This window comes from Lacticaseibacillus thailandensis DSM 22698 = JCM 13996 (genome assembly GCF_001436135.1).
In the GTDB taxonomy this organism is placed as follows: Bacteria; Bacillota; Bacilli; order Lactobacillales; family Lactobacillaceae; genus Lacticaseibacillus; species Lacticaseibacillus thailandensis.
Genome location: NZ_AYZK01000001.1, coordinates 488,149 through 505,116, shown reverse-complemented (window position 1 = coordinate 505,116; position 16,968 = coordinate 488,149). Strand labels below are relative to the sequence as shown.

The 16,968-nt window shown below is 49.3% G+C and carries 16 protein-coding genes and 1 tRNA gene; 11 read left to right on the top strand and 6 right to left on the bottom strand.

Annotation, left to right across the window (positions count from 1 at the left end):
- The first annotated feature begins 353 nt into the window (after nucleotides 1-353).
- Genes recQ through FD19_RS02255 form a run of 3 tightly spaced genes read left to right on the top strand, consistent with a single transcriptional unit; the run spans nucleotide 354 to nucleotide 5,048 of the window.
- Nucleotides 354-2,165, top strand: a complete 1,812-nt coding sequence (recQ, locus tag FD19_RS02265; RefSeq protein WP_056969021.1) for a DNA helicase RecQ — start codon at nucleotides 354-356, stop codon at nucleotides 2,163-2,165.
- A gap of 21 nt (nucleotides 2,166-2,186) precedes the next feature.
- Nucleotides 2,187-4,508, top strand: a complete 2,322-nt coding sequence (recJ, locus tag FD19_RS02260; protein WP_225353419.1) for a single-stranded-DNA-specific exonuclease RecJ — start codon at nucleotides 2,187-2,189, stop codon at nucleotides 4,506-4,508.
- A 12-nt stretch (nucleotides 4,509-4,520) separates the two neighbouring features.
- The gene (locus FD19_RS02255) at nucleotides 4,521-5,048 is read left to right on the top strand and encodes an adenine phosphoribosyltransferase (protein ID WP_054749470.1); all 528 of its coding nucleotides are present in this window, start codon (nucleotides 4,521-4,523) and stop codon (nucleotides 5,046-5,048) included.
- Nucleotides 5,049-5,134: 86 nt separating this feature from the next.
- Here FD19_RS02255 and FD19_RS02250 read toward each other — a convergent pair whose 3' ends face one another.
- Nucleotides 5,135-5,470: a hypothetical protein gene (locus FD19_RS02250; RefSeq protein WP_054749469.1), complete on the bottom strand. Its 336-nt coding sequence runs from the start codon at nucleotides 5,468-5,470 to the stop codon at nucleotides 5,135-5,137.
- Nucleotides 5,471-5,608: 138 nt separating this feature from the next.
- Here FD19_RS02250 and FD19_RS02245 point away from each other — a divergent pair, with 138 nt between their 5' ends.
- Both FD19_RS02245 and FD19_RS02240 read left to right on the top strand, forming a co-directional pair.
- Nucleotides 5,609-6,124, top strand: coding sequence for an aminoacyl-tRNA deacylase (locus tag FD19_RS02245; protein ID WP_054749468.1), 516 nt, complete (start codon nucleotides 5,609-5,611; stop codon nucleotides 6,122-6,124).
- A 2-nt stretch (nucleotides 6,125-6,126) separates the two neighbouring features.
- Complete coding sequence (locus FD19_RS02240) at nucleotides 6,127-6,441, top strand: DUF960 domain-containing protein (protein ID WP_054749467.1); 315 nt, start codon at nucleotides 6,127-6,129, stop codon at nucleotides 6,439-6,441.
- Nucleotides 6,442-6,531: 90 nt separating this feature from the next.
- Here the strand turns inward: FD19_RS02240 and FD19_RS02235 are convergent, their stop codons facing one another.
- Nucleotides 6,532-6,987, bottom strand: coding sequence for a hypothetical protein (locus FD19_RS02235; protein ID WP_054749466.1), 456 nt, complete (start codon nucleotides 6,985-6,987; stop codon nucleotides 6,532-6,534).
- Between the two features lie 361 nt (nucleotides 6,988-7,348).
- On the opposite strand from FD19_RS02235, the gene FD19_RS02230 reads away from it, so the two are divergent.
- Together FD19_RS02230 and FD19_RS02225 are read left to right on the top strand one after the other, a co-directional pair.
- Entirely contained in the window at nucleotides 7,349-7,936 is a 588-nt protein-coding gene (locus tag FD19_RS02230) for a hypothetical protein (RefSeq protein WP_056969020.1), read from the top strand.
- Nucleotides 7,937-8,063: 127 nt separating this feature from the next.
- Nucleotides 8,064-8,151, top strand: a tRNA-Ser gene (locus FD19_RS02225).
- A gap of 108 nt (nucleotides 8,152-8,259) precedes the next feature.
- Here FD19_RS02225 and FD19_RS10010 read toward each other — a convergent pair.
- The 4 genes from FD19_RS10010 to FD19_RS02210 form a co-directional block, all read right to left on the bottom strand.
- The gene (locus tag FD19_RS10010) at nucleotides 8,260-8,739 is read right to left on the bottom strand and encodes a site-specific integrase (RefSeq protein WP_082619477.1); all 480 of its coding nucleotides are present in this window, start codon (nucleotides 8,737-8,739) and stop codon (nucleotides 8,260-8,262) included.
- A gap of 9 nt (nucleotides 8,740-8,748) precedes the next feature.
- Nucleotides 8,749-9,390: an Arm DNA-binding domain-containing protein gene (locus tag FD19_RS02220; protein WP_056969019.1), complete on the bottom strand. Its 642-nt coding sequence runs from the start codon at nucleotides 9,388-9,390 to the stop codon at nucleotides 8,749-8,751.
- A gap of 245 nt (nucleotides 9,391-9,635) precedes the next feature.
- Nucleotides 9,636-10,277, bottom strand: coding sequence for an LptM family lipoprotein (locus FD19_RS02215; protein ID WP_054749463.1), 642 nt, complete (start codon nucleotides 10,275-10,277; stop codon nucleotides 9,636-9,638).
- Between the two features lie 332 nt (nucleotides 10,278-10,609).
- Nucleotides 10,610-10,939, bottom strand: coding sequence for a helix-turn-helix domain-containing protein (locus tag FD19_RS02210; protein WP_056969018.1), 330 nt, complete (start codon nucleotides 10,937-10,939; stop codon nucleotides 10,610-10,612).
- A 1,845-nt stretch (nucleotides 10,940-12,784) separates the two neighbouring features.
- Between FD19_RS02210 and FD19_RS02200 the strand changes: the two genes are divergently transcribed.
- The 4 genes from FD19_RS02200 (at nucleotide 12,785) to FD19_RS02185 (ending at nucleotide 16,868) form a co-directional block, all read left to right on the top strand.
- The gene (locus FD19_RS02200; RefSeq protein ID WP_235804133.1) at nucleotides 12,785-13,780 is read left to right on the top strand and encodes an exonuclease domain-containing protein; all 996 of its coding nucleotides are present in this window, start codon (nucleotides 12,785-12,787) and stop codon (nucleotides 13,778-13,780) included.
- Nucleotides 13,780-14,127, top strand: a complete 348-nt coding sequence (locus tag FD19_RS02195; protein ID WP_054749459.1) for a hypothetical protein — start codon at nucleotides 13,780-13,782, stop codon at nucleotides 14,125-14,127. The genes FD19_RS02200 and FD19_RS02195 overlap by 1 nt, the downstream gene beginning before the upstream one ends.
- Nucleotides 14,128-14,496: 369 nt before the next feature.
- Nucleotides 14,497-15,078, top strand: a complete 582-nt coding sequence (locus tag FD19_RS02190; RefSeq protein WP_054749458.1) for a sugar O-acetyltransferase — start codon at nucleotides 14,497-14,499, stop codon at nucleotides 15,076-15,078.
- Between the two features lie 236 nt (nucleotides 15,079-15,314).
- Complete coding sequence (locus FD19_RS02185) at nucleotides 15,315-16,868, top strand: BCCT family transporter (RefSeq protein WP_054749457.1); 1,554 nt, start codon at nucleotides 15,315-15,317, stop codon at nucleotides 16,866-16,868.
- Nucleotides 16,869-16,968 lie beyond the last annotated feature (100 nt).

The following is a 16,968-nucleotide window of genomic DNA, read 5'->3' as shown; positions in this document are numbered from 1 at the left end:
TAGCCGTTTGAACGCCATTTTTGACGAAATTTAACGGTTAGGTAGAGAAAATTGACGGGTTGGTCTGGAGCGAGTAATTGGTATGGGCACGCACGGATTTTGTGGTCATTGGGCACGATTCAGCAGGCAATTGCTTGCCCGAGGGAAAAATGGCGTTGGTTCATCAGCAATGGTAACTAATCACGGTAGCAACACTTGGTTGCACGTAGCAGGTAGCCGGTCCGGATACCTGCCGCCCACTGTTCACATCCGGAGTTGAACACGCTGGCGGTATTGGCGCACTGCGACGTTACCCGCGGACCGCTGCTCTCTGCTACAATAGAATCCGGAAAACAAGAGGGGAGTCACAGAAGTTGAATATACAAAATGCCTTAGCGGCGTTAAAAGAGAAATTTGGGTACTCGTCCTTCCGCCCTGGGCAGGAGGAGGTTATCCAACACCTGCTGAACGGCGAAAACGCCTTGGCCGTCATGCCTACTGGCGGCGGCAAATCATTGTGCTACCAGATTCCGGCTTTGCTTATGCCGGGAATCACGGTCGTGGTTTCGCCCCTAATCGCGTTAATGAAGGACCAGGTCGACGCCCTAAACCAGGAAGGAATCGCGGCCACTTACATCAACAGTTCACTGTCCTGCCCGGAGATCGACCACCGGTTTGCGATGGCTGCGCGTGGTGACGTTAAATTGCTGTACATCGCACCGGAGCGGCTCGATTCGGACCACTTTTTCAACGAACTGGCTGGGCTAAACGTTAGCATGGTCGCCGTGGACGAAGCGCACTGTATTTCGCAGTGGGGCCACGATTTTCGCCCCAGTTACCTGACGTTGACCGAAACCATCGCCCAGCTGCCGTCCCACCCCGTGGTGATTGCCCTGACGGCGACGGCAACACGCAAAGTCGCGGCGGACATTCGCGAACGGTTGAACATTCCCACCGCCAACGAGGTGAACACCGGCTTTGCCCGCGATAACTTGAGTTTTCGTGTTATCAAGGACCAAAACAAGGATACCTACCTCTTGGAGTATCTAAAACTGAACAACGATCAATCGGGAATTATCTACGCCAGCACGCGCAAAGAGGTAGAACGCCTCTATCATTTGTTAGATGCTCATGACATCTCGGTCACTTACTACCACGCCGGGCTGAGCGAAACCGAACGGGCCACCAACCAGGAAGACTGGTTGTTTGACCGGAAGCAGGTGATGGTGGCAACCAACGCGTTTGGGATGGGCATCGACAAGAGTAACGTGCGCTTCGTGATCCACGCCCAGGTCCCTGGTGACTTGGAGTCGTATTACCAGGAGGCTGGTCGTGCCGGACGGGATGGCCTGCCTAGCGAAGCAATTTTACTTTTTAAGGCCAGTGACCTACAGATCCGCCGGTTTTTTATCGACCAGTCGGACATGGACGAAGAGTTCAAGCAAAATGAATATCGCAAACTTCACGAAATGCAGCAGTATGCCAATACGCAGGACTGCCTGCAACAGTTTATCCTGCGCTACTTTGGTCAGACCGGGACCGAGCCGTGTGGCCGGTGTGGAAACTGTCTCGACGACCGCGCGTTCCAGGACGTCACGGTGGACGCACAAAAGGTACTTAGTTGCGTCAAGCGCATGCGTGAACGCTTCGGTAAGTCGTTGGTAGCGCAAGTGCTCACGGGGGCCAAGACGGCCCGCGTCCGGGAGTTGCACCTTAATGATCTGCCTACCTATGGCCTCATGAGTAGTCAGACCCAGTCTCATATTAATGAATTCATTGATTTTTTGGTGGCCAGTGGTTACCTCAACCAGGGTGGGGGTCAATACCCGACGCTGTCCGTGAGCGAACAAGGGGTGGCCGTGTTGTTAGGTCACGCTAAGGTACAACGGAAGATGGCCGTCAAGGCCACCAAGACGTTGCCGGTGGCCGACGACCTCTTCCAGGCGTTACGCGAGTTGCGCACCAACTTTGCCGAACAGCAGCACGTGCCTCCGTACGTGATTTTCTCCGACCAAACGTTGCGGGAGTTGGCCGCACAGCGACCGACAACGCGGGTAGCTATGCTGAGTATCCGTGGCGTCGGTCAAAACAAGTTGGACAAGTATGGCGATGCCTACTTGGAGATGCTACGTCACTGGGCGGCCGACCAGGAGGCGCCGGCGACAACAGCCAAGACGGAGGCTTAACGTGGCCGGGAATATGCTATAATGTTGCGGTTAGTTGAGAAGGGATGGATGTACGTGAGCGGCAAGTACGACTGGGAATTACTACCACAGGCAGATAAAGCAACGACGCAGCAGGTGGTGCAGCAGTTGGGCGTTTCCCCACTGTTAGCCAACATCTTAATTCAGCGTGGCATTACGGATGCGGATGCCTGGGCGCGCTTTACCCAGCCGGACATTAGCCGGCTACACGACCCCATGCTGATGCACGACATGGACAAAGCCGTGGCGCGCATCACGGCGGCAGTCGAAAACGGTGAGCACATTACCATTTACGGGGATTACGACGTGGACGGCATTACCAGTGCTACCATCATGAAGGAAGCGCTGGAGAGTATTGGTGCCGATCCCGAAGTGTACATTCCGAACCGCTTTACGGATGGATATGGTCCCAATTTGGCGGCGTACCAGCGGTTGGCCGACAACGGGACCCAACTGTTGATTACGACGGATAACGGGATTGCCGGTGCGGAGCCCATTGCGTGGGCGATGCAGCACGGAATGGACGTGGTCGTCACCGACCACCATGAACTTGCGCCCCAGTTACCTGAGGCGGTGGCGGTGGTCCACCCCCGGTACCCCGGGAGCAAGTACCCCTTTGGTCAACTGAGTGGTGCGGGCGTGGCGCTGAAAGTGGCGACTGCCTTGCTCGGGGAGGTGCCCGTTGAGAGTATCGATTTAGCTGCTTTAGGGGCCGTCGCCGACGTGGTGAGCCTGACCGATGAGAACCGCATCTTTGTCCAGGTGGGCTTGCAGATGATGCGGACCAATCCGCGGGTCGGACTGGCCGCATTGATGACGGCTGCGGGTGTCGATCCCGCGACGGTCAACGAAACCACCATTGGGTTCGCTCTGGCGCCACGGCTAAACGCAATCGGTCGTATGGGTGACGCCACGGAGGGGGTCACGTTGTTATCCACCTTTGATGAGGCGGAGGCCAAACTACTAGCCGGTAAGATCAACCAGACCAACTCCGAGCGGCAAGCGTTGGTCAAGTCGATTTATGCCACGGCGCTCGACATGGCACAAGACGATGCTCACCGGGATCAAGCCGCACTGGTGTTAGCACACCATGATTGGCACGAAGGGGTGCTGGGCATCGTCGCCAGCCGAATCGTTGAAGATACCGGGAAGCCGACCGTGGTGCTCAACATTGATTCAGAAACTGGTATTGCCAAGGGTAGTGCCCGGTCCGTTGCCGGTTACAATTTGTTTGACGGGTTAAACGCTAGTCGTGACCTCATGACTCACTTTGGGGGTCACGCGATGGCCGCTGGGTTGAGTCTCCCCGTGGACAACGTGGCGCCATTGCAGCAGGCGTTGGCCGCTGACGCTAGCAAAGTCTTGGCCGGTGTGAGTGCCGCGCCGTTACCAATTACCGCGCAGGTCGACGTCAGCGACTTGACGATGGATACTTACCAGGAGCTGCGCCAGTTAGCACCGTTTGGTGAGGGCAACCCCGAACCAACCTTCGCGTTAAATACCAGTACGGTCGATAGCGTCGCGCAAATGGGGGCTGATAATAGCCACCTGCGTTTTCGTGTCGGCGGTAGCGTGCGCGCCGTAGACTTTGGCGCCGGGAACCTCGCGGCGAGCCTGAGCGCGGCCCAGAAGGTCAAAATTGCGTTTCACCTAAATACCAACACGTACAAGGGCAACACGTCGTTGCAACTGCTGGTGGTGGATATGCAACTGCAAAGTGACCAGGTTATTGATTTGCGTATGCCACAGCTGACCCAGGATCAGGTAGCAGGGGCGCACACTTATGTCTTCTTTAACCCCCGGTTAGCGCGGCAATTGACGCAACGGCTACAGTTTGGCGGTCCGACCGTCATGGCGCCACAAGTAGCGGCAGGGAGCACGAACGTGGTGTTAGTTGACCTGCCGTCCTCTGAGAAGGAACTGGCCGCGGTGATCCAACGCGTCCAACTGCCGGTGGGGGCACTGTTCTTTGCCCCCGCCAAGGAGGTGCTGGCAGTACCGACCCGGAATGAGTTTGCCAGCGTGCTCCGTTATTTGGGAGCGCATCCCCGCTTTGACAAACACCGGTTGCCACTAGTGGCGCGAGCGACACACCTGGCAATCAGCCAAGTTATTTTCGCCGTACAGGTGTTTTTGCAGCTGAAATTTGTTACTATAGACGACGGTGTTTTCATTTCGACAGTACCGCACCCGCAAAAGCAAGCCTTAGAGGATGCGCCAGTCTACCAGCAGCGCGTTGCGCAGTTGGGGTTAGCGCGGCGGTTACGCACAGCGTCCCGCGCCGATTTGCGCGCTACGTTGTTGCGGTACCGACAAGAATTGTGAGGATTCAAGCATATGAGCATTAATTTTAAGGATTACATTGCCAGCGTTCAGGATTTTCCTGAACCCGGCATTATTTTTCGGGATATCTCGCCCCTAATGGCGGATGGTAAAGCTTATGCGGCGGCAACCGACGCGATTGCTGACTTTGCCCGTGAACGCAAAGTGGACATGATTGCGGGCCCTGAAGCGCGCGGATTCATCGTGGGGTGCCCCGTGGCCTACAAGCTCGGTGTGGGGTTTGCAGCGGCCCGCAAGAAGGGTAAGTTGCCCCGTGCAACGGTTAGTGCCAGCTACCAATTGGAGTATGATACGGCGACCCTGTACCTGCACAAGGACGCTATTCAGCCGGGTCAGCGGGTGCTGGTTTGCGATGACCTGTTGGCGACGGGTGGGACCATTGCCGCCACGATCGACTTAGTTGAGCGACTGGGCGGCATCGTGGTCGGGACCGCGTTCATCGTGGAACTGACGGACCTGCACGGCCGCGATAAGATTAAGAATTACGATATGCTCGCGCTGACACAGTACGAGGGCGCCTAGATTGTTGGTGCAACACAAAAGGCCGTGCAATGAAAGCACGGCCTTTTGTGTCCGCCACAACAATAGCGATGAATATGTGGCTCCCACTAATCACGGTGCCGGATACGGGCAGGGGCGGGAACCGGTGGTTGAATGGCTACAAAGGCTACCACGGGGGTGACCACCATCGCAAGGGCGGTAGCGCCAACTAGCCACGGAGCAAGTGCGCTAAATTGGCGCGTAACCCCGGAACTAATGCTGAGCTTGACGTTACGCTCGCTGGGAGTCGCGTTACCAGTCGCTTTGTTGACTGGTGTGGCGTTGGTGCTAAACTCCACATGACTGATGAACGCATTGCCACCACGAGTGGCCACCAACGTGATCCCCGCTGCAGCGACTAACGCAAGCAAAATTGCAACCACGATATGTTTAATTCTGACCATATGAAAACGCCTCCAGTTGTTCCGGGATTAGTATATCATGGAAGCGGTTACGGGTGAAGGCGCTTAGCCGAAATCCTTGCATTTTCCAGCGGTTCAGCTAAAGTATTAAGCAAGGATACCGAACAGGGAGATGTAGTTATGAGTAAGAAAAAGCACGCGGGCCCCGGCAAGACGTTAGTCGAGAAGATGCTGGACAAACAGGGCGTGAAATACTCCCAAGTTGAATTTGACACCTACCAGGACGGGGACGTCATGCAAATTGACGGCGCCAAGATGGATGTACCCCGCCACGAAGTGTACAAAACGCTGGTGTTGACGGGCAATAAAACTGGCCCCGTGGTCGGGGTCGTGCCCCTAGACATGCATATCGATTATAAGCGGTTAAGCGCGGCATCTGGCAATAAGAAGGTGGGGATGGTACCATTAAAGGACCTTGTCAAGACGAGTGGGTATGAACATGGCGCCAACAATCCGTTGGGCATCTATGCGCGGCACCACTACCCCATTTACTTTGCCAAAGAAGCTCAGGAAGCTGGCACCATCATCATCAGTGCGGGCGAGATTGGGCTGTCCGACCGGCTCGAAGTGGCCGACTTGGCCCACCTGGTGCACGGCCAGTTTGCCGACTTTGCCACCACCACAAAGGAGGAATGAATATGTTCGACGCACAACACAGTCGCTTTGCGACGTTTGGGGTTATCTCCAAAATTCCCGGTGAGCTGATTGACCGGGTTTGGTTCATCATTGACAACGATTTGCGCGGGTTGGTGCCACTGGACAACTTGCTCAAATTTAAGTTGATCAATAACGGCGGGTCGGTCAGCATTCATTTCTCCCAGCAGGGTCTCGACACCGCCATGGCGTTTGACCAGGATATTGAATACCAGGATGGCTATCCCGACATGCTACTGGCATACGATGATGGTGATATCCAAACCATTCTGTTGCCGGAAGAAGCAAATGAACATTAAGGTCAACGCAAATTGGGCTGACATGTAGGAACACCTACACGTCAGCCCAATTTTTGTGGTTGAAGTAAATCTTGCGTTGTTATCACTGGGTTAGCCCACCATGCTGCAATAACCGAACTGGCCATCTGCAAGACGCAACTGGTCAATGTAGGCCCCGTCGACCCAGTCGAGTGCGCGACTTTGCTTGACGCCCATACGGAAGGTCACTTGGTCAACAGCAGCCGCATCAATGGCTTCAATAATGTCTTCGATGGCGTTACGGTAACGCGTCACCGCCATGACGATCTTTTCTAGGTCGCGCTGGTAGCGGACTGGTACCGGCACTGCACACAGGGACTGAACAAACGGGTTGAAGTGGTCGAGGTTACGCGCAAAGTAGTTCTTCAGGTCCGCCAGCGTGTCCCGGGCCAAACAGTTCCCAGTAATAATGTTCTCGCACGTTTGAATGTGCTGTGCAAAAACCTCTTTAAAAATCAGAAGCCGCTCCAGGGAGTGGGCTAAAGGTTGAATGGAATTCGTTGTCGTTGTTGAACTTAATGTGCTCATTATGGGTCCTCCTTGGTTAGGTGTGGGCCGTACGCCCACAGATGGGGGGCGAGCGTTGCGACGACGTGAAGAATATCACGGGTGCGGTAACGTTAGCATCAGGTGTTAACCATTACGCAGCGACCTGAGCAGCCACAAATTCTTCGCCGTCACAAAGCGCTCTACATCGGGCTTTTCGTTTGATAAGTTGCAACTATTATTAAAGTAATCGATTACAATTTAGAGATTACCATAATTAAAAGTCTCTGTCTAGTATAAGCAATAAATTAATTATTATCGAACGTTTGTTACTTTAAGCGCAACGTTTGGTTTAGGGTGGAGTTTGTGGCAAAATAACAGGTATAGTAAGCGGAGGGGCAATATGAGAAAAAACGTTTTGATCGTGGCATGTTTGATCTGCACTATGGGGTTATCTGGGTGTGGACAAACCAAGAGCAGTCATAGTTCAGCTGCCAGTTCTTCAACTAAATTAGTCATGCACAAGTATACGACCGCGCAGCTGCAGTCGCGTTACGACCAGATCTGTAATCTGACGGTGCGGCCGTTGTTGAAGCTGGTTTATGGCACCAGTGTTGACGACTTGAAACCGACGTTGAAACGCAACCAGACTAAGTTGGAGCACCTGGCACTAGAACTGAAGAATAATAGTTCCAATACGGCCACCACGCAGGCGCTATCCGGTTACGTCACCGATGCGGAAGCTGTTCTTAAAGCAGTGAGCGATAATAACCAGACAGAGTTTAATGCGGCCACCAAGAAGTTCTTCAAAAAGTCCTCGAATATTGCCAAGAGTAACTTTAGTGGCCACACGCCGCAGTCACTAATTACTTATAGCCAGGCGGTGCAGAGTGCAGCTAAGGCCAATAGCAGTTCGAGTAGCAGTAGCTCAAGTAGCACGACCAGCAGTAGTAGTAGCACGACCAGTAGCAGTTCGCACAGTAGTAAGTAGTTTTGTCATTCTGGTTGCACCACTCAGACGGGAATAGTGACTTTTGTCCGTAGTATCAATAACGCAATCAAGACGAAAAAAAGTAGCATCTTGGTGCCACCTTTGCTATAATATTCACTGTTGTTATGGAGAGTTGGCAGAGTGGTAATGCAACGGACTCGAAATCCGTCGAACCGGCTAATACCGGCGCGCAGGTTCAAATCCTGTACTCTCCTTTAGTAGCCTTTTGATAGGCGATGATGGACGCAAGAAACCCCGGAATATCAACATTCCGGGGTTTTTGTTTTGTGTTGATTTTGCTTGTTGTGCACTTTTGAGTGCACCTAGAGTGCACCAAGTGCATCTACAGCTAGCTGCGCTTGTTCCGTCTCGTAAGACTTTAAAAGGTGCTGATAGACCCTCAAAGTGATAGTAACATCTGAGTGGCCAAGCCGTTGTGAGATATAAGCAATGTCACAATGCTTTGCTAACAGATAGCTGACGTGTGTATGGCGTAAGCCATGAAAAGTAACTGGCTGTTTAAAACCAAGAGTAGCTTCAACTCGCTTGAGGCCACGATTAAGTGCAGCATCACCTGGCACCTGGTGCCTACTGTTACGGAAGGCCAAGTTTTTCGGGTCACGGTAACCTGTACGCAAATTTGCCTCTCTCTGCTCATTGTGGAGCTTTTGGAGCATGTCCAGTAAGTTAACCGGTACATCAATATCACGCACACCAGAGGGCGTTTTGGTGGGTTTAAAGTCTTGCGTGTAGCTATAATCCCACGACTTAGTTATATGGATAAGGTGCTTGTTAAAATCAATATCCGACCACTACAAAGCTATCAGCTCTGAGGCACGGCACCCAGTAAGAATAGCCGTTACAATCACATACATATACATACTACGAAGTTTAGCGTGGTCAAGACAGTAGGCAAGTAATGCGTGAAATTCGTCCATCTCCAAAAATTTTAGATCCGCATCCTGTGGTTTGGCCCCTGGATTGACTACATGAGCCGCAAAATTAACATTGATAATGCGGTCCGCAATGGCGTCCTCCAACATGGCTTTGATATAGCCATTAAGCTTCGAGACTGTATCTTTTGACCGTGGCTTAGGTTTTTGGGGGTTGCGTGGAGTGACAGTACCAGCAGCATAAGCGTTGATAAAGCTTTGCCACTTAGTACGTGTAATAGTCTTAAGCTGCTGGCGGTCACCAAAATAATCAGCTAGTGCCCGGCGAATAGTGGGATATCGTGCCTCGGTAATATGACTATGCTTACCGGACTTGTAAGTGTCAATCCACCTATCATAGTAATCCAGCAGAGTAACATCAGCCTGGCTTAAGTTACTGCCCATCTGCTTACTGTGTTCAACTTCAATCGCCGCCTGTGTGGCTAAGGCTTTGGTCCGAAAACCGCCTTTGGTAGGCTGATGACGCTTGCCGTGCTCATCTAAGTACGACACGCGGTACATCCACGTCTTACCCTTTTTAAAAATCGATGCCCTGATACGTACCTCCATTATGTTATGATGGTACGCGAAAGGCGCACCAGTGTCTTTTATCTAAACACATCCCGTTTACTTTGGTCGGTAGGGGATGTGCTTTTTTATTACCATGTAAAAATTTTGAATAGAAACCATGCCAAGGCGATAAATATAATGATTTCTAACGTGATGACTATGATGCTTGGATGTTTACGATCCATAATTTTATCCTCCTAGCTATTAGCAATGGCGTTGTAGGCAGCGACCCACGCGGCATTAGCAGTGTCAAATGTGCTTTTAGCGTCATTAACCTCGGACTTTAAATCTGCCGCCGTGTCTGCATCGGTGTTGGAGTCGCTCAGTGATGGCATATCGCTTTGATAAGTCATCGCGTAATCGTGTAATGCGGATAAATAGTCATGGAGTTTTGACTCGTAGTTTACATAGGTAGCGTAGTCAGCTGCGGTCATAAACTTTTGTTCCCGTTTGTCTGGCTTAGCTTCTTTCATCAGTTTACTGATGTTGTTTAAACGCGTATGAAATTTTGTGATTGACGCTTGTTCCTCAGGATGAGCAATGTCGTCGACTTGCGCAGCTGTAAGTAGGTCACTCTGGAATGTTTGCCACTGGTCCATAGGCATTGCATCAGTCACTACTGACTTAAGTTCTTGCTTAGACTTGGCTGGATCAACAGCGCTTGAGCTTGACGAACTTACTGATGAACTACTAGACGAGCTACTGGCTTTCTTTCTTGTGGTATTTTTACGTGCCACGTGAGAGTGACTGGATGCCTGCTGACTAGTGCTGGTTTGCCCACAGGCAGATAACGTAGCTATACATAATAAAGCGATACTAGCCGTTACAATCTTCTTCATAGCATATTCCCCCAAACAACTTTTATCCAGATTACTTTATCCAAACAACTGTTTATAGTGTGCATGCGATTCACGGACTGCTAGACCCTCCGCCTTTAACGTTTTGAGGCTGCGGCCGTTAGATAGGTCGCAATCGTCGTTCTCATAGCGTGCCGCTTCATGCAAGGCGGTTATAAGCCAGTCCAAGTGTCTTGTAAAGTGTTGATATATACGTAATTGCCTTCGATGTGGCCGTGATACGTGATAATGGGGATTTTTGACCTCAATACCGTATAATTTTAGTTCTGGATACATATCCTCGATTCTCTCCAAATCCTGCAATAGTACTCACCTCACATACGCTTGCGGAGTTTCATGGCTTCCCGCACCAATTTAATAATCGACTCACGTTCCTCATCACTAATATCCGGGTCAATCGAGTAGGCAATCAATTTTTGATTTTTGGATAGCGCTTCTGGCTGCGGTGTTTTACTAATCTCGCCCGTCACCAAATACTCAATCGTAGTATTAAGCATGGTTGCAACTTTTTGGAGTTTGTCGGTTGGCGCACTATCTTTCCATTTACTGAGGGTACCGTTACTCCAGTCAAAGTGTCGTTCAATAGACGAGATGGACATTTTACGAGCTCGTGCAAGGTCTTTGATGCGATCATAAATAGTCATCTTTAATATCCTTTCAACAGAAAAATATGGTTTAGACTGAAAACTCTAAAAATTTGTTAACATGTCGGCGTTTACACTATTAGTCTATGTACTCATATTTGTAAATTATTCAAAGGAATTAAAGCCTTTGATAGAACCCCGATATACCAGTGGCCAAACAGGATAGGGTTGCTCACTCAGATTATTTGTTGTGCCCTTATATTAGACTGTCAGTCTAAGAATAACAAACTAAATTTGACTAGCTTTCTAAAAAAGAAAGGAGGTATACCAATGGAACAGCCGCTTTACGACAATATTCACATGCATGCTACAGGGCGAAATACATCCGTTAGTGCCATTGAGCGGGGCTAATGGGACGATTCGTAAGTGGTCGACAGCAAAAATTTACCGCTCGACAAAATCAAGCAGGCGTTTACCGGCTCTATTTTTTCGACTGCTCTTGACCAACTGAAAAAAGTAATGCAGCGCAGATACCTGGTACTGGAGTTTATCTCTCTTTAGTGATGAAGTCACTCCGAAAATGGAAACAGAAAACCACCAGATAAACGAAGAACTAAAGTCTTAGTTTGGTTAGCATAGAAAGCAACGGCGTTTTGACGATAACGATGTGTTGTCAGCTACAAATACTCAATCACAATTTATAAAGACGGGAAGCGCAAAAAGCAACACAGGTCAATGCGGCACCACTCGAATGCCCACCCGATTAAATTAGCAATTCCAAAATCATGAAGAACGAGAAAGCGTGAAGTGTCGATTTATCGGTCTTGAACCGAATTTGGTTAGGAACCCAATGTACTACAAAGTGATCAAATTAAACCAATCCTTCAGATTCTGCAGGCTACTTAAGTGATTGAGAAGCCCTTTTTTGTAATGGTTGCTGTTGTTACAATCAATGAAAAGGGTTACAATCTCAACGGGCAAGCGTTGACTTTTGACATACTGCATCCATAAATCAAGAGCTTTGCAAAGGTCTGGGTCGTCTCCCTGCCAATGCTGGTGGCAAATCTGGAAACTGAATTATAATTCCGCCACAAAAAGTGCAGAAGCTACCAAATCGGTTAGCCCAGTGCATCAATAATGAATAATTACGTGAGACAACAAAATTTTTATTCGGCCGACGTTATGCGATGGAACAAACGACGTCGTTGAGTTAGATACCCGGTACTTTTAAACATTAAATGAGTTCGCTGGCCTACTACTCACGACTAGAGATTGAACGTGGGCTAGAACAACTTGTGAGAATACAACGTGGTTTAGTTTAATGAATTTTATGGAGGAACAGATGAATAAAAAGAAACTCATTCTGCTTGTTGGCACAATGGGCATTGGAAAGACCACAATCTGACAATATTCTGACAATATGTAGTAGAAAAGCGCTTGGATAATGTTGTGTTCCTAGATGGTGATTGGTGCTGGTACATACATCCTTGGTTTAACAAGAAAATGGTTCTGCGAAACCTTCATTTCTTGTTGAACTCATTCATTTACAACAGTTCTCTCGAAAATATTGTGTTCCTTTGGGTCATGCATCAACAAGAAATCATTGACAATTTGCTGGATGGGCTCCGGAAAACTGGGATTTATATTTATTCCCATTCACCGCAACTGAAGACTAACTGATGAAGTGCTTCAGTAAAGACATTGACGCAGGTATTTGTGACAAATCTGTGCTTCAAGGGGCGCTGAATCGAATTGCAATGTATGACTCGGTGAAGTCCGTCAAAATAGATGTCACCGGAAAAGAACTTCCCGAGAACGCGGAGCGAATTCTAGAAGAAATATCAAAAGTCGAATTTAACAAATGAGGTTATTGTCTAATGTTTTTAGATTTACGGAGGGGAAACTTTGGAGATTAGTATTACACTTGATGGCATCTTTATTGGTGATGGTCAAGCAAAAAAACGGACTATTCGGAATAAGGGAAAAAGCAGATTGTTTTTTCCAGATGACTACACAGTAGTTGACATCGAAACAACTGGTCGTTCGCCTGAGTGGGATCGAATTCTTGATGTAGCCGCCTTGCGCGTTCGGGATAACAAAGTCACTGAAACTTTCCACAGTCTCGTAAAATATGCTGAGGACAATGATGTGCCTAAAGATATCCAGACACTCACGGGAATCACAGAAAAGATGATTGAGACCGAGGGCGCTTTTAACACAGAAATATTTCCTGCACTGAATAAATTCATCGGAGAGGACTTAATCCTCGGCTATAATATAAACTTTGATATCAATTTTTTATATGACACATTTCTTGAGATGCTGTCAAAGCCATTAGATAATGACTTTTTGGACGTCATGCGAATTGCTCGTCGATTTTACCCGTCTGAACGTCACAACCGTCTGAAGGATTGTATTGAGCGAATTCATATCGATCATGAGCAAGCCCACCGTGCTTTGCAGGATTGTCTGGACACGTTTACTGTTTATAATTACTTCAAAGCGAATGCAGGCCCAGGAATTTTCAAACCGACTAAGAGAACTGCCACCCCTAAACGTTTCGATTTGACAACATTAACCGCAGCGGATGATAAGATTGATACGGAAAATCCTTTTTATCAACGATTTATCTGTTTCACAGGAAAGCTTGACAGTTTTAATAGAAAGACAGCTGCACAGGCCATTGTGAATCTTGGCGGTAATCCGCAGAATGGTGTGACAAAACAAACAGAGTATCTCGTTCTTGGAGATACTGCTTATAGCTTACATGGAAATGGTACTGTGACCAGCAAGTTAAAAAAGGCTAGAGAGCTAATATCAAAGGGGCAGGATTTGACAATCATCAGCGAGAATGTTTTTTTAGATATGCTTGCCGATCGTCTAAATGAGGTAGAAAGTTAATGCTAAACGTACTCACATCGAATACCGGTAGACATTTTGTAGTTGATTCAGACTCAATTCAGGAAAGCAATGGTGTTCTCCGCGCCTCATTCATCATGCTGTTTGCCAACAAGACTTTTCAAATAAGTAAGGATGCATCAGGGAAAACGAAAAAGATCGCCAGTTACGAATATCCCTCTGAATTTTTTCAAAACCTAAACTTAATCAAAACAGCAAAAGTTTCATCACAACAAGAAGCGAGCTTAATTGAAACAGATCTTTTCAACCGAATACAATCTAAGCAACCGTTAAACAAAGAAATTCGCGAGTATCTTAGAGAATATTATCTAGTTGAACTAGATGCCTAATTCTCAAGATGGCGCATTTATTTGTGCACAAAAATAGTGGCGAACATTTCTAGCCGCCACTAGCCATCCGTAAACCCAGCTTGCTCTTGATTCTGCTTAAATTGTCCAATTACGCATGATGGAATCAGGCCTCATGAGCCTAAAAGTAAGTCTATTTAGTATTATATAACGACTATAGTCATCAGCTCATGTAACCTGTACTCTCCTTAGCTTAGCCGTAGCCTTTGCGGGTTGCGGCTTTTTTGATGCTCTGATAAGTTTTGCTGAAACATTGTGAAATTTTATTATCAACAAATGCCCGTGCACCGATTGCAGTGCTGAAACTGACATGTTTTTTCACAAACACTAACTTTGTGTTACGCTATTAATATGATGAATATAGAAAGAACCAAAATGACCGCAGGGAAACCTTACCAGCAATTCGATCCAGAACTGATTGCGCGCCGCGAGTTGGTACGTCAAGTCTTGCATGATAGCAACCAGTTAGCAGACAACGACCAGCGTAACAATCAAATCAAGGCACTACTGGCCGACGTCGGTGAACACTTCTTTGTTGAGGCGGGGATGGAATTCGATTATGGGTTCAATATCCATATTGGCGACCATTTCTATGGCAACTATCACCTGACCATGCTGGACACGTGTCCGATTACGATTGGCACGCACTGTTATGTTGGACCTGACGTCGGCTTTTATACACCGGTCCACCCGTTGGCTGCGCGTGAACGCGATGCTGATGTGGAGATGGGGGCGCCCATTACGTTGGGTGACAGCATCTGGATTGGCGGTCACGCGACGATTTTACCGGGCGTCACGCTCGGTGACAACGTCGTGGTCGGCGCCGGTTCCGTGGTGACCAAGTCGTTTCCGTCTAATGTGGTGATTGCCGGCAACCCTGCTCGCATTATTCGGCGGCTCGACGCAAATGGGGATGTGGTTGCTGACAGCTAGTAAATTTAACCCGCAGATTTAAGGCCAGACTGGTGACAGTCTGGTGATCGTGGCGGCACCGAAGCGTCTGGTCTGACCAGATGGCGATGGTGACGAATTTGTTACCACAGGCACTACAGACGGCGTCAACGACCCGTTGCCTGGTAGGGGTGTCGTCATGATAACGGCCGAGAGGAACTAGGAGTCATTTTATTTTAAAGCGACAAAACATTAATAAGCGTCTTTTTGTACCAACCGTGGCACTGTTTCTGATCGTGTCCGCAGCCTTGCTGTTGGGTGGTAACGCCCTTAAAGAATGGCTCGCCGCAATCATGGCCAGTATTACGGCGCACTTCAGCTGGTTGTATCTGGGTATCTACATCGTCAACTTTGTGTTTTTCCTGGGCTTGGCTTGTAGCCACATCGGGAAAATCAAGCTGGGGGATGTTAACGATAAACCCGCGTACAGCAACTTCCAGTGGGGGAGCATGGTGTTCGCTACGGCAATCGATGCCAGCATTTTGATGCTCAGCATGGTCGATCCGTTACGGTATGTGCAACAGCCGTTGTTCGGTGCTAAAGCGATGTCAGCGCAGAACTACCAGTATGCCCACATGTTGGGTCAGTTTGACTGGGGGCCAATGGCATGGATGATGTTCGCCTCTGCGGCGGTCATTATCGGTTACATGATGTTCGTTAAACACGTGCACGTAATGGCATTGAGCGATGCTATGCCCCTGTTGCAGGGTAAAGGCCGCACCAAACGCTCGCTGCGTTTGACCGTGAACTTTTTGGTTGTCTTTGGCATCATGGGCGGAATCGGTTCGTCCGTGGGCATGGAGATTCCCGTGTTAGCGAAAATCATCGCACAGATATCCGGGATTGCAGACACAATCTGGTTAAAACTAGCGTTGTTTGTAGTCTTGTTGGTGATCTTTGGACTTACGATGGTCCAAGGACTGAAAGGCGGGATCGATCGGCTCAGCTCGATGCACATCTGGACGGCGATCGGCTTTTTGGTCATCGTTTTGCTGGTGGGGCCAACTGGTTCGATCATTCGCTCTGAGATGCATAGCCTTGGGGCCTTGGTCACCCGCTTTGCTGCAATGAGTACTGGGTTGGCCACTGCCACTGGTGGTGTCAATCCGGTGAAGTCAGAGACCGTCTTTTACTGGGGCTGGTGGCTGACCTACATGCCGTTCATGGGCCTGTTCATCGCCCGGATCTCCAAAGGACGCACGATTCGCCAGGTGATTTTCGGCATGTTGGGCTTCGGTGCCCTCGGTTGTATGGCCTTTTATGCCATCTTAGGTGGCTATTCGTTGTCCCTGCAGCAAAGTGGCGCGGTGAACTTGATCCACACGCTGAACACGCAGGGTCAAGCCGCAACCATTGCCCAGGTGCTGACGACCTTGCCGTTTAAGTACATTATGCTCGTGGTTTACGGTGTCTCGTGCTTCATCTTCTTGGCGACAACGGTTTCGTCCTCGGCGTATATCGTGTCCGCCTTCACGTCGACCCGGTTGAAGGCGACGCAGCAGCCGAGCCTGCTTAACCGCATGGTGTGGATGGGTATCTTCATGTTGTTTGCCTTTGGTATCGTGTTCGTCGGTGGTTTCAAGACGGTTCAGGCAATTTGCTCGGTGGCAGGCTTCCCACTGATTTTTGTCTCGGCCCTGCTGATCTTCTCGACCTGGAAGCTACTGGTCAAGGATCACAGCGTGGTGCTTGCACCGCAGCCGGTCAAGGCCAAGGTCAAGCGTCAGGTGCCCCGGGTATTGCCCGTTGCTCATGATTCATTACACGATTAATTAATCAAGTCGTAACCTTACGGGGTTACGACTTTTTTGTGGCCAGAAGCGCCCTGGCAATTGCCAATGTTTGACAACCGCCCCCATATCATGGGAAAAT